10 protein-coding genes and 1 tRNA gene are annotated in these 13,457 nt (G+C 64.2%); 6 read left to right on the forward strand and 5 right to left on the reverse strand.

The genetic code is table 11. From position 1 onward, the window contains the following. Window positions 1–300: 300 nt before the first annotated feature. The 3 genes from DCM79_RS19880 to DCM79_RS19890 are packed head-to-tail and all read left to right on the forward strand — an operon-like array spanning window position 301 to window position 2,287. Complete coding sequence (locus tag DCM79_RS19880) at window positions 301–1,476, forward strand: transporter substrate-binding domain-containing protein (protein WP_257175961.1); 1,176 nt, start codon at window positions 301–303, stop codon at window positions 1,474–1,476. Then, window positions 1,473–2,060, forward strand: coding sequence for an ANTAR domain-containing response regulator (locus tag DCM79_RS19885; protein ID WP_257175962.1), 588 nt, complete (start codon window positions 1,473–1,475; stop codon window positions 2,058–2,060). The genes DCM79_RS19880 and DCM79_RS19885 overlap by 4 nt, the downstream gene beginning before the upstream one ends. Window positions 2,061–2,071: 11 nt before the next feature. After that, window positions 2,072–2,287, forward strand: coding sequence for a hypothetical protein (locus DCM79_RS19890; protein WP_257175963.1), 216 nt, complete (start codon window positions 2,072–2,074; stop codon window positions 2,285–2,287). 58 nt (window positions 2,288–2,345) lie between these two features. Here DCM79_RS19890 and DCM79_RS19895 read toward each other — a convergent pair. The 5 genes from DCM79_RS19895 to DCM79_RS19915 all read right to left on the reverse strand — a co-directional run bounded on the left by DCM79_RS19895 (window position 2,346) and on the right by DCM79_RS19915 (window position 7,984). After that, window positions 2,346–2,421, reverse strand: a tRNA-Lys gene (locus DCM79_RS19895). A 182-nt stretch (window positions 2,422–2,603) separates the two neighbouring features. Next, window positions 2,604–3,206 carry a Spy/CpxP family protein refolding chaperone gene (locus DCM79_RS19900; protein WP_257175964.1) on the reverse strand — a complete coding sequence of 201 codons (603 nt, stop codon included), beginning with the start codon at window positions 3,204–3,206 and terminating at the stop codon, window positions 2,604–2,606. 188 nt (window positions 3,207–3,394) lie between these two features. Beyond that, the gene (locus tag DCM79_RS19905; protein ID WP_257175965.1) at window positions 3,395–4,399 is read right to left on the reverse strand and encodes a TRAP transporter substrate-binding protein; all 1,005 of its coding nucleotides are present in this window, start codon (window positions 4,397–4,399) and stop codon (window positions 3,395–3,397) included. A 266-nt stretch (window positions 4,400–4,665) separates the two neighbouring features. Continuing rightward, window positions 4,666–6,228, reverse strand: coding sequence for a 2-isopropylmalate synthase (locus DCM79_RS19910; RefSeq protein ID WP_257175966.1), 1,563 nt, complete (start codon window positions 6,226–6,228; stop codon window positions 4,666–4,668). A gap of 1,492 nt (window positions 6,229–7,720) precedes the next feature. Then, the gene (locus DCM79_RS19915) at window positions 7,721–7,984 is read right to left on the reverse strand and encodes a hypothetical protein (RefSeq protein WP_257175967.1); all 264 of its coding nucleotides are present in this window, start codon (window positions 7,982–7,984) and stop codon (window positions 7,721–7,723) included. A gap of 322 nt (window positions 7,985–8,306) precedes the next feature. On the opposite strand from DCM79_RS19915, the gene DCM79_RS19920 reads away from it, so the two are divergent. The 3 genes from DCM79_RS19920 (at window position 8,307) to uvrA (ending at window position 13,405) form a co-directional block, all read left to right on the forward strand. Continuing rightward, window positions 8,307–9,524: an SMP-30/gluconolactonase/LRE family protein gene (locus DCM79_RS19920; protein ID WP_257175968.1), complete on the forward strand. Its 1,218-nt coding sequence runs from the start codon at window positions 8,307–8,309 to the stop codon at window positions 9,522–9,524. 163 nt (window positions 9,525–9,687) lie between these two features. Then, a complete protein-coding gene (locus tag DCM79_RS19925; RefSeq protein ID WP_274069743.1) occupies window positions 9,688–10,809 on the forward strand; it encodes a D-alanine--D-alanine ligase family protein in 1,122 nt (373 codons plus the stop codon). A gap of 85 nt (window positions 10,810–10,894) precedes the next feature. Beyond that, complete coding sequence (gene uvrA, locus DCM79_RS19930) at window positions 10,895–13,405, forward strand: excinuclease ABC subunit UvrA (protein ID WP_257175969.1); 2,511 nt, start codon at window positions 10,895–10,897, stop codon at window positions 13,403–13,405. Window positions 13,406–13,457 lie beyond the last annotated feature (52 nt).

Raw genomic sequence — 13,457 nt, forward strand, 5'->3', positions numbered from 1 at the left:
CCCGCCCCTCCCGAATGAGGTGACGAATGGCTCAAATGCCGCGGCTATGATCTGTCGCTTAGGGTCCGTGATCGAACGAAGCAATTAGGTAGCAAAGAGCTGGACGTCATCGGCCAGATCAGCGCACGCGAGGTTCGACAGGTCGCCCTGTAGGAGAAAAGTCTAAGTAACTGCCCATCGTGTTGTCAACGATGCTGCCTGCCTAAATTTCGAGAGTGCTGCGCAGCAAAAGGGCAAGCCACTTGCGCTGTCGTCGGCGATGATGATTTCATGTTCGCGTTCCGCGACCGAAAGCCATCAATGACAAAGCCGTCTGTTCCCGTTGGCATCGTCTGCTCGCAGTCCGGGCCATATCAGGCGATGGGCCGCGAGATCCTCAAGAGCGCGATCATGGCGGTCGAGGAGATCAACGGCCAGGCGGAGTTCGACTTCTCGATCGCGCCCCATATCCGCGATCCCCGCGGCATCGTCTCCGAATATCACACGGTCTGCGACGACCTCATCCGCAACGTCGGCGTCGAGCACATCATCGGCTGCTACACCTCGGCCTCGCGCAAGCAGGTGCTCCCAATCGTGGAGCGCACCGATCGCCTGCTCTGGTATCCCGCCCGCTATGAGGGCTTCGAGTGCTCGGACAACGTGATCTATGTCGGCGCCTCGCCCAATCACAACGTGTTGCCACTGGTCCGTTACGTTCTCGACAATCTGTCGCGGGAATTTTTCTGCGTCGGCTCCAACTACGTCTGGACATGGGAGACCAATCGCGTCACCCGCGAATTGGTCAGCGCGGCAAACGGCCACATCCTCGCGGAACGGCTGCTCGAGCTCGGCGAAAGCGCCGTCGGGCACATCGTCGACGAGATCGTTCGCCGAAAGCCGCCAATCGTGTTCAACACTCTGGTCGGAAGCTCGAGCTACGACTTCATCCGCGCCTTCAACGCAGGCACCAAGGCCGCCGGCCTGGAGATCCCCATGCTGAGTTGCAGCCTGTGCGAGCCGGAACTAGCGATCGTCGGGCCTGCATCGGCCGGCTGCATCACGTCGTCAGCCTATTTCGAGAGCATTCGCTTGCCGGAGAACCGCGCCTTCGTTACGCGCTGGAGGGCGCGCTATGGCGAGGACAGCAGTCCCTCCGTCGACGGTCAATCCGCCTATGTCGCGGTGTATCTGCTGGCGCGCGCTCTGCAGCGCGCGGGGACGTCCGACATTGCCGAAGTGCGGCGCGCCGCGGCGGGATATCGCTACAATTCGCCGCAAGGGCCGGTGTGGATCGACGGCGGCAACAATCATTGCGTCCTTACACCGCGGCTTGCCGTCTCCAACCCACAAGGACAGTTTGATATCTTCTGGGAAGCCGAAGCGCCTGTTAAGCCTGATCCCTACCTGACGCAGCTCGACGTCGCCGTCAGCCCGTCGAAAGAAACCTCGGCGGGCGGCGCATTGCCGAACGCGCCGCATTTGCGGGTTGTGAAATGAGCAGACGGTCTTCATTTTCGCTACGCGGACGCAAGGCTCTCGTCGCCATCAAAGACGAACGCGACGCAACCATCGTGCGACGCCAGTTCGAGCGTCTGGGACTCGAGGGTGTCGCATGGACGCCGGCGGAGCCCGTCGACTTCGCACCGGATTTGGTGTTGATCGACGACGAATTCCTGCCCCTGCTGCAACCGGCGCAACGCGCATTCCTGACGCGATCACCTGTCATCGCCCTGCTCGGCACAGAGACGCCAAGCCGACTCAAGCTAGTGTTCGAACTCGATCCAGCCTCGTTTCTCATCAAGCCGTTGCGATCGGCCGGCATCTATGCAGCTCTCGTCATGGCATTCGAGCGGAACGAACGCACGAGCGAGTTGAAACAACAGATTTTCAAGCTCGAACAGCGTCTGCGGTCACGTCGCGTCGTGCTCGCCGCCGTTCTTCAGGTCATGCATTCGCATGCGCTCACCGAACCTGCTTCCTTTGCACTGATCCGAAGAACTGCGATGGAGCAGCGCAAGACGATCGAAGAGCTCTCGGCGGAGATAACGGCAAGGGGCATGCTTCCGCGCGCAACGGGTTAGATTGCTTCCTGTTGGCAACGATGCCGGAGACGGAAGAATCGAGATCACCGAGGCACAAATCGGTCTATCGGCGTTTCGAGGCGGCGTCCGTTCTTCTCTACGATCGCATGGCGGCCGACCGCCCGGACAACATGAGGGTCCACGTCGACTTCAAGCACTATTTCGATGACAGCGCGGCGCAGCTGCCCCAATGCGTCGCCGACCTGGCCGTCAAAAACACCGTTTGAAAAACCGTTCTAGTCCGGCCTTCTCAAACGGTCTCTCTCGCTAAGGTCTTGATTTAAATGGTGGGCGCACCAGGGCTCGAACCTGGGACCCGCTGATTAAGAGTCAGCTGCTCTACCAACTGAGCTATGCGCCCGAAAGGCCGGTCAAAGCCTTGCGAGGCCGGTCGTTTAGCAAAGCGATCCGGGTCTGGCAAGCGACCGGTCGCAAGTTTTCCAAGGTTCTTCCACAGCGCCGGAAAAGCGAAAAGCCGCTGGATTCCAGCGGCTTCGCCGGGGTTGATCCCAGGGGCTGATTCCCCGCAAAAACCCGCCTCGTTTAGAGCCGGCCCTCGCGGTCGCGGTCCTCGCCGCCGTCGCGGTCATGGTGGAAATGCTCCATGCCGTGCCCCATCATGCGATCCATGCCGCGCTCCATGAAGTGGCGGTGCCGCGGGCCATCCTCGCCGCCGCCGAACGGGCCGCGGTGGCGGGTCAGCACGGCGAGGCGCCGCTTCTGGCCCTCGTCCAGGGTCTTGTAGAGCGGATCGGCGGCGTCGGCGATCTTCTTCAGGGCCGCGGACGTCGCGCCCATGTCCTCGGCGCGCTGGCGCAGACGGGCGACCGGATCGTCCACCTTGTCGGCGTCCTTGCCGGCATCGCCGGGGCCGGCATTCATCCGCGCATTGGCGCGGTCGATGCGCAGCTTGGCGAACTCGCGCACGGCAGCCTCGACCGGCGGCCACAGCTTCTCCTGATCGGCGTTGAGCTTCAGCCCGGCATGGACGGCGGCGATCCGCGCATCGACGAGGGCGGCGCGATCCTCCGGGTTCATGCGCATGTGGCGGACGTGCTCCATCCACGGGCGATGGTATTGGGCGTAGACCGCGCCTGAGCCGGCGATGCTGAGCACGGCGATGGCGGCGATGGTGAACTTCTTCATCCGAACCTCCTCTGGAAGGATGTTCATGAAGATGGGCGCGGTGCGGCTGACGCGCAACTTACAAGTTGGACAGGGAGTGCGTCCTTACCAAGATGTAACGAACGATTTTACCGTCGCAATCGGAATCGTTCGCAACAAAAAGGCTTCCGTGCAAACCGCACGGAAGCCTTCGTTCATCGCTACACGGATCAGTTGGTCGTGCTCTTGGCCTCTTTGAGGAATTCGTCGATCAGCGGCTGACCGATGCGGCTTGCGGCATCCTTGTAGACCGGCTCCATGGCCTTGCGCATCGCCTCGCTCTGCTCCGCCGTGAGCTTGATGATCTCGCTCTTGCCGCTCTTCTTGATTTCGGCGAGCGCGTCGTCGTTCTCCTTCTGCGACTGCGTGTTGCCGAACTCGGTCGCTTCCTTCATCGCCTTGTTGAGCTGGTCGCGGATGTCGGCGGGCAGATCGTCCCAGAACTTCTTGTTCACGATCACGACGTAGCCGATATAGCCGTGATTGGTCTCGGTGATGTACTTCTGCACCTCGTGCATCTTCTGGGTATAGATGTTCGACCAGGTGTTCTCCTGGCCGTCGACCACGCCGGTCTGCAGCGCCTGATAGACTTCCGAGAACGCCATCACCTGCGGCAGCGAGCCGAGCGCCTTGAACTGGGCCTGCAGCACGCGCGAGGACTGGATGCGGAACTTGACGCCCTGATAGTCGGCGGGCGTGATCAGCTTCTTGTTCGCGCTCATCTGCTTGAAGCCATTGTCCCAATAGGCCAACCCGGAGATGCCCTTGGCATCCAGCAGCTTGAGCAGCCGCGTGCCGAGCGGCCCTTCCGTCACCTTCCGCAGCGTCTTGATGTCGGGCAGGATGTAGGGCAGGTCGAACACCTCGAACTCGCGGATGCCGAGCGGCCCGAACTTGGAGTTGGAGGGCGCCAGCATCTGCACGCTGCCGAGCTGGAGCGCCTCGAGCTCTTCCTTGTCCTTGTACAGCGTCGAGTTCGGGTAGACCTCGACCTTGACCTTGCCGGCGGTATATTTCTCGGCCAGCTCCTTGAACTTCTCCGCCGCCTTGCCCTTCGGCGTGTCGGTGGCGACGACGTGGCTGAACTTGATGATGATCGGCGATTGGGCCGATGCCGGCCCGGCCAGCCCGAGTGCCAATGCCGCGATGGACGCGGCGATCGCGAAGGTGCGCATAATCTCTCCCTGGTGCTATTTGGGCCGCCCGGCATGCGGGCGGCCAATCCTCTTGCCCGCCTGCATCAATACAGGCCGGCGGCTTGCGCCGCTATTGGCCCTTAGCAGGGCAGGTATTCATGGTGAATGCCGCCTGCGCTCCCTCTCCCGCCTTGGGTTGGGGAGAGGGTGTTTCGGCAACGGGACATTTCCCCATGGGGAAAGAATCCTCACCCGCCATGCTTCGCGTGTCGGCCTCTCCCGCAAGCGGGAGAGGCGAAGAAACGTCAGCTCGCCGCGGCCGTGGTCACGGTGTCGCGCTGGCGCTTCATGACGATCTTGTTGAGCGCACCGAGATAGGCCTTGGCCGAGGCCACCAGCGTATCCGGATCCGCCGCGCGCGCCGTCATCGAGCGGCCGTCCTGCGCCAGCCGCACCGAGACTTCTGCCTGCGCGTCCGTGCCCTCGGTGACGGCGTGGACCTGGTACAGCTCCAGCTTGGCCTCGTGCGGCACCAGGCGCTTGATGCAGTTGAACACTGCGTCCACCGGACCGTTGCCCTCGGCCTCCTCGATTCTGATCTGGCCGTCGACGTCGAGCTTCATGGTCGCGCGCTGCGGGCCGTGGGTGCCGGCGATCACGGTCAGCGAGGCCAGCTTGATGCGATCGTGCGAAGCCGCCATCTCCTCGTCGACCAGCGCCTCGATGTCCTCGTCGTAGATGTCCTTCTTGCGGTCGGCCAGCGCCTTCATCCGCGTGAAGGCATCCTCCAGCTGGTTCGGGCCGAGCTTGTAGCCCATCTCCTCCAGCTTGTGCACGAAGGCGTGGCGCCCGGAATGCTTGCCCAGCACCAGCGAGGACTGCTTCAGGCCGACCATCTCCGGCCGCATGATCTCGTAGGTCGAGGCGTCCTTCAGCACGCCGTCCTGATGGATGCCGCTCTCATGCGCGAAGGCGTTGCGACCGACGATGGCCTTATTGTACTGCACCGGAAACGAGGTCGCTGCCGACACCACCTTGGAGGCGCGGGTGAGCTGCGTGGTGTCGATCTTGTTCCAATAGGGGAATTTGTCGTTGCGCACGTTGATCGCCATCACGATCTCTTCGAGCGCGGCGTTGCCGGCGCGCTCGCCGATGCCGTTGATGGTGCACTCGACCTGGCGCGCGCCGCCGACGATGCCGGCCAGCGAGTTCGCGACCGCCATGCCGAGATCGTTATGGCAGTGCACGGAGAAAATCGCCTTGTCCGAGTTCGGCACGCGCTCGATCAGCGTCTTCATGAAGTGGGTGTATTCCTCCGGCACCGTGTAGCCGACGGTGTCGGGGATGTTCACCGTGGTGGCACCGGCCTTGATCACGGCCTCGACGATGCGGCACAGGAAATCCATCTCGCTGCGGGTGCCGTCCTCGGCCGACCATTCGACGTCGTCGATCTGGTTGCGGGCACGCGCGACCATGGCGACCGAGGTCTCGAGCACCTCTTCCGGCGTCTTGTTCAATTTCACCCGCATGTGCAACGGCGAGGTGGCGATCACGGTGTGGACGCGACCGCGCTTGGCGAACTTCACCGCCTCGGCGCAGCGATCGATGTCGGCCGGATGGGCGCGCGACAGGCCGGCGATCACGGCATTCTTGGAGCGGCGGGCGATTTCGCTCACCGCTTCGAAGTCACCCTGCGAGGTGATCGGGAAGCCGGCTTCGATGACGTCGACGCCCATATCGTCCAGCAGCTCGGCGACCTCGAGCTTTTCCTCGAAGGTCATGGTGGCGCCGGGGCACTGCTCGCCGTCGCGCAGGGTGGTGTCGAAAATGATGACGCGGTCCTTCTCGGACTTGTTCACGGTGGCCATTTCAGATTTCCTTTTGAGCTTTTGCGCCGTTCAGGCCGTCTTGGTCCCTGGCGCTTGAGGTGTCCGGTGATCTCGACCAGCCCCTGAGCGCCCAGGCGCATGGCGCCCAGCCGGCCCTCAGGGGCAGCTAAGAAGAAGCCCGCCAATCAGCAGGGTGGGCAGCAGCGCGGCCGGGATCGTGGCGGCGGCCAGAGCCACCTCCCCCGAAATCCCCTCGATTTGGCCGCGAATCAGCATTGCCGGACCCTTTTGAGCCCTCAAATCCTCGGTCAAAACCGTTGACGGTTGGTTGCCGGGAGGCTCAGTGGCCCGTTTCTAGACGAGAAATGGCCGCAACTGCAACGCCAAAAGATGGTCAAGGGAGCTGACCTGATGTTGGGGGCACGCCCCCGCCTGTCCCGGACGCGCTGCAGCGTTCTTACGTTGCGGCGCAGAGCCGGGACCCAGGGCCACAAGGCACGGCGCGGATGGGCCCCGGCTCTGCAGCGCACCACCCCGGACGATCCTCCGCATCGGCCGGGCCGCTGCGCTGCGTCCGGGGCACGCGAGCGTAGTGGCGGATGAGGCGAGAGCTGCTTCTCCAATCACCACTGTCATTCCCCGCGAAGGCGGGGAATCCAGTACGCCGCGGCTTCTCGGATTGATCTCTAGCGTCTCTGGAATACTGGATCGCCCGCTTTCGCGGGCGATGACATCGCGTGTGTGGCGACGGACATGCCTTCTCGCTCTCGCGGCTGGAGTCGCCCGAGCTTTGCTTGCGTCTCCACCCTCAAAGCCAAGAGGGTGCAGGGAAGGCCGGGTGCTGACAACGCACCCGCGGTCCGCTGCGCGCAATGCACACGCAGGAAGAACCGCACAGCAGCATACAGGTGGTGCCGATCACTCGGCCTTCCCTGCGCGATGGTCGGACAGCTTATGCCGTGCTCTCCCGGGAGCCGAACTTTCCTTCTGGCCTCCCTCGCCCCGCGAATTGAATGATGCAGTCTGCCCGGTTGGGCTCGCTCGCACCTCCGCGGAAGCTTGACCGTAGCAACGACGGCCAGGACCACACGGTTTTGCCGTACGCGCATTCGTTCGCACCACAGGGTCGACGGCATCGTGCACGTAGCCATCGAATGTTGGCGCGACGAACTGAACAGCGCCGTTCGTCTGCACGCGGGTGTTGGACTCACAGGGACTACCCGCCCCACAGGGACTACCCGCCCTGCCCGTCCCATCTCGTGCCGACGCTGCCGCGTCCACCGCAAGCCCGGCTCGCGATCAAGACGACGACGAGATCGCCCCTCCTGAGTGAGCCGGGATGGGCGACACATACGTCAAAACCGAATTTCGGTAAAGTAGAATATTTTCGCGCGGAGGGATTGACAGAGGGCGACACAGGCAAGGTGCCGTAGCCCGGATGGAGCGCAAGCGTAATCCGGGACGATGCGAGATGCCGGGCGAGCGGCCCCGGATTGCGCTGCGCTCCATTCGGGCTACAAGAACAACGCCTCTATCCCGCGCGGCGGGCGCGGGCCCTCGTTTCCCAGCGGGTCAGCATCTGGCCGAGCTCGCCGTTGACCACGGGGACGGCTGTGATGGCGTTCGTGATCTCGTTGGTGTTGGCCGGCGCGTTCGCATTGAGCCAGTCCGGCTCGGTGTATTCGCGCCAGCGGCGGGCTTCCGCACGCCGCTTGTTCGAGATGTGGTCACGCGTGAAATAGCCGGCCGCGAATGCGATCCCCAGCAACACGATCAATACGACGACGCCAGCCACGCTCAACTCCGTTCATCGCCCCCGGACGGTGTTTGCGGGGCAATGCGCGCGAAATCATGGCTTGAGCCGGGCCGAATGCGTTGCATGCCGCGCTTTGCCGCAAGCAAATTTTTGCGCTGGCCTGCGGAACATTTTCGAGCCCTGCGAACTGCGCAAGGCTGATGCGGAGCGCGCCCGCTCCAAACGCATTCGAATATGACGGGATTGCGGCCCCCGACATCGCGCGAGAGCAATTCCAGTCTCGCAACCGGCGCCGGACCGCATTAACCTCCAGTTGCTCGGCCGGATCAACCGGCCAGCCGAACGATATTGGGAGGACGCCATGACACGCCAGGAACAGCGTGAGCAGGAGCTTGCGCTTTCACGACGAACACTTGTCCGGGGGCTTGCGCTTGGCGCTGCGGCCACCGTCGCCGGCCCTGCGCTAGCCCAGACCGGACCCGCCGCACCGCCGACCACCATCACCAATCCGCCGCGCGATTTCGGACCTCACGGCGCGCCGACCACCTATTTCTGGGACCCCGACATCATCGCGGTCGATCCCTCCTTCAACGATCTCGCGCAACCCAACACCGCGATCAAGCGTCTCTACACCGGCTTGCTGTGGGCCGAGGGCCCGGCATGGAGCGCGCAAGGACGATACCTGTTGTGGAGCGACATTCCCAACAACCGGCAGATGCGCTGGAGCGAAGACGACGGCCGGGTCAGCGTGTTTCGCACCCCCTCAAACAATTCCAACGGCAACTCCTTCGACTTCCAGGGACGCCAGCTTTCCTGCGAGCATCTGACCCGCCGGGTGACGCGCTATGAGCATGACGGCACCGCCACCGTGCTGGCCGACTCCTATCAGGGCAAGAAGCTGAACTCGCCGAACGATGTCGCCGCGCATCCCGACGGCAGCTATTGGTTCACCGATCCGCCCTATGGCGGCCAGCTCTACGAAGGCGAGCCTGACGTCGCGGGCGGCCCGAGCAATGCGGGCGGCAAGCTCAATCCGCGGATCGGGCAGCCGGCCGGCTTCACACCGGGCAGGCGCGAGCTGCCGACCAATTGCTATCGCATCGACCCCTCCGGCCGCGTCGACCTCGTCGTCACCGAGGACCAGGTGCCCGATCCGAACGGCCTCTGCTTCTCGCCCGACTACAAGAAGCTCTACATTGCCTCCACCGGCAAGGGACCGGGCGACACCGGCCCCGGCGGCAAGGGCGAGATCTTCGTGTTAGACGTCGGCACCGACAACAAGCTGTCGAACCTGAAGAAGTTCACCGATTGCGTGGTCGACGGCGTGAAGTGCGGGCCGGACGGCCTGCGCTGCGACGTCAACGGCAATCTATGGGCCTCCAGCAATGCCGGCCGCGCCGTCGGCTATAGCGGCGTGACGGTGTGGTCGCCCGAGGGCAAGCTGCTCGGCCGCATCCGCCTGCCGGAGGTGTGCGGCAACGTCTGCTTCGGCGGCCCCAAGCGCAACCGCCTGTTTATGGCCGCGAGCCAGTCGCTCTACGCGGTGTTCACGGCAACGCAGGGCGCAGGGCCGGGCTGAGAGTGCACCGCTATCGTAAGGTGGGCAAAGGCGCAAAGCGCCGTGCCCACCTTCTCGTTCGGTATTGAAGGAGTCGTGGGCACGCTGCGCTTTGCCCAACCTACGGCACCTGCAGACAGGACCACGGAGGTGACTCCCGGACAGAGCGCGTGATAATTGAGCCATGGCAGACAAGATTCGCGTCGTTGTTCTCTATGGTGGCAGGTCAGGCGAGCACGAGGTCTCGCTGAAATCCGCCGCCTCCGTGCTCAGGCATCTCGACCGCTCGCGCTTCGAGATCATCCCCGTCTCCATCGACAAGGCAGGACGGTGGCAGTGGAACGATCTGCATGCGATCGATCAGGCGCAGGCGGCGTCCTTGCCGATCCTGCCCGACGCACCCGAAATACGGCTCGCCCGAACACCCGACGGACGCTGCGCGCTCATGCCGATCTCGGAAAGCGGAGCTGGCCCGCTCGATGTCGACGTGGTCTTTCCGGTCCTGCACGGGCCGCTCTGCGAGGACGGCGCCGTGCAGGGCCTCCTGGAACTGGCTGAGGTTGCCTATGTCGGGTCGGGCGTTCTCGCCTCCGCCGTCAGCATGGACAAGGATATCGCCAAACGCCTCGCCGGATTAGCCGGCATTCCGGTCGCGCCCTATCGCGTGCTGACCCGCAAGGCCTTCGCCCGGGACCGCGCCGCGTCGGTCGCCAAGGCGACCGAGGGCTTGGCGCTCCCGGTCTTCGTCAAGCCTTGCAACATGGGCTCCAGCGTCGGCATTCACAAGGTCAAGACGTGGGATGCGCTCGGCGCGGCGCTCGACGACGCATTTCGCTATGACGTCAAGGTGCTGGTCGAACAGGGCATAGACGCCCGAGAGATCGAGATCGCGGTGCTCGATGGCGAGACGCCGTTCGCGAGCGTCGCCAGCGAGCTCAATCCCAACGCCCATCACGAATTCTACTCGTATGAGGCCAAGTATCTGGACCCCGACGGCGCCCGGGTCGATCTTCCGGCCAGGCTCGACGCCGCCCAGATGGCGCGCGTGCGCATGCTCGCGGTGCAGGTCTTCGCGGCCCTCGAATGCAGCGACCTCGCGCGCGTCGACTTCTTCCTCGACTGGCACTCCGGCGAATTCTATTTCAACGAGATCAACACCCTGCCCGGCTTCACGTCGATCAGCATGTACCCGAAGATGATGGAAGCCTCCGGCGTACCCTATGGCGAGCTGCTGACGCGTCTCGTCGACCTGGCACTGGATCGGCACCTGCAGCGTCGATCGCTGGAACGCGCCTACGCAAGCTAGGTTATCTGTCGGCACAGGCGACACCTGATCGCCGCGCGAAGCATGCGCCGCGCGGAGCCACTCCCGCCGCGGCCGGAGGATCCAGATGGATGATCGATCAGAACCGACCGGCAGCCTGATGCAGGACGATGGCTTCGTCCGGGTGCGGGGCGCGCGCGAGCACAATCTCAGGAACGTCGACGTTCGCATTCCCCGCAACGCGCTCGTGGTGTTCACGGGCGTGTCGGGCTCCGGCAAATCCTCGCTCGCCTTTGGAACGATCTATGCCGAGGCGCAGCGGCGCTATCTGGAGTCGGTATCGCCCTACGCGCGTCGGCTCTTCCACCAGATGCAAGTCCCTGAAGTCGACGACATCGAGGGCCTGCCGCCCGCGGTCGCGCTTCAGCAGCAGCGTGGAGCACCGACAACGCGGTCGTCGGTCGGCAGCGTCACCACCATCTCGAACCTTTTGCGAATGCTCTATTCCCGCGCCGGCGACTATCCGCGGGGACAATCGATGCTCTATGCGGAGGCGTTCTCGCCGAACACGCCGGAGGGCGCCTGCCCGACCTGCCACGGTATCGGCCGGATGCTCGATGTGACCGAAAAGTCGATGGTGCCCGACGACACCAAGACGATCCGCGAGCGTGCGGTCGCGGCCTGGCCGAGCGCTTGGCAAGGTCAGAACCTCCGGGACATCCTGACGACGCTCGGCTACGACGTCGACAAGCCCTGGCGCGAGATCCCGAAGAAGGACCGCGACTGGATCCTGTTCACCGAGGAGCAGCCGACCGTTCCCGTTTATGCCGGCTACGACGCCGCCGAAGTCAAGCGCGCCCTGCGCCGCAAGGAGGAGCCGAGCTATCAGGGCACCTTCACCGGCGCCAAGCGCTACGTGATGCAGACCTACGCCAAGTCCGAGAGCGCGATGATGAAGCGCCGCGTCGCGCAATTCATGATCACGCGCGACTGTCCAACCTGCCATGGCACAAGGTTGAAGCCCGAGGCCCTCAAGGTCAGGTTCGCCGGGCTCAACATTGCCGAGATGTCGCATCTGCCGCTCTCGCAACTGCACCAGCTCATCAAGCCGTTTGCAACAGCATCTGCGGACAGGTCGGAGAAGGCCATTGTCGCCAGACGCATCTGCGAGGATCTGTCGGCCCGGCTCGCCGTCCTGCTCGACCTCGGCCTTGGCTATCTCGCCTGCGAGCGCAGCACGCCGACGCTGTCGCCGGGGGAATTGCAGCGGTTGCGTCTGGCCACGCAAGTCCGCTCCAACCTGTTCGGCGTCGTCTACGTGCTCGACGAGCCGTCCGCGGGCCTGCATCCCGCCGACACCGAGGCGCTGCTGCGGGCGCTGGACCGGCTGAAGCATGCCGGCAACTCGATCTTCGTGGTCGAGCACGAGATCGAGGTGATCAGGCATGCCGACTGGCTGGTGGACGTCGGCCCCGATGCCGGCGAAGGCGGCGGACACATCCTCTACAGCGGGCCGCCGGCAGGGCTTGAGGACATCGAGCAATCGCGAACCGCCCACTATCTGTCGCGACCAAGAAAGCCACTGCCGGCTGTTTGTCGTGCGCCGAAGGGGCATCTGAAAATCAGGGGTGTGGTCCGCAACAATCTTCGCGGCCTCGACATCGACATTCCCCTAGGCGTCATCGCTGGCATCACCGGCGTGTCCGGCTCCGGCAAATCGAGCCTGATCAGCCAGTTTCTCGTCGACACCGTGGCCGCTCATCTCGGCCACACGCTTGCTGCCGATTCCGATGACGACAGCCTGGCGCCGACGGTCGAGACATTGGGCGGCAGGATCGTTGCCGGCCTCGACCAGGTGAACCGGCTCGTCGTGGTCGATCAGAAGCCGATCGGGCGGACGCCGCGGTCCAACCTTGCGACCTATACCGGCCTGTTCGACCATGTGCGAAAACTGTTCGCGGCGACGCCGCAGGCGAAGTCCCGCCGCTACGATGCCGGACGCTTCTCCTTCAACGTCGCCAAGGGCCGCTGTGCGACCTGCGAGGGCGAGGGTTTCGTCTGCGTCGAGCTGCTGTTCCTGCCCAGCGTCTACGCGCCCTGCCCGACCTGCAAGGGCGCGCGCTACAACGACAAGACGCTCGAGGTGAAGATCCGCGGTAAGTCCATTGCGGATGTGCTGGCAATGCGCGTCGACGACGCCTTCGCGTTCTTCGAGGGCGATGCCACGCTGAAACGCTCGCTATCGGTCGTGCGCGAGGTCGGCCTCGGCTATATCCGCCTGGGCCAGTCCGCCACCGAATTGTCCGGCGGCGAAGCTCAGCGCATCAAGCTCGCGACCGAGCTGATGCGTCCGCAGCGCGGGCACACGCTCTATGTCCTGGACGAGCCCACCACCGGCCTGCACCCGCGCGACGTCGAACGGCTGATCGCCCAGCTCGAGCGGATCGTCGAGGCCGGCAACAGCGTGATCGTGGTCGAGCACGACATGGACGTCGTGGCCCACAGCGACTGGATCATCGATCTCGGCCCCGGCGCCGGTGACGAGGGCGGCCGCATCGTCGTGGCGGGAACGCCTGAACAGGTCGCCACGGCCGGCGGCAAGACCGCGCGCTATCTGGCCCGGCGCCTGACCCAGTGATCACACGTTATCGCCCGCCTCGCCGTCATTTCGCATTTGCGTTCCATGCCAC

This window comes from Bradyrhizobium sp. WBOS07, assembly GCF_024585165.1.
GTDB classification, from domain to species: domain Bacteria; phylum Pseudomonadota; class Alphaproteobacteria; order Rhizobiales; family Xanthobacteraceae; genus Bradyrhizobium; species Bradyrhizobium japonicum_B.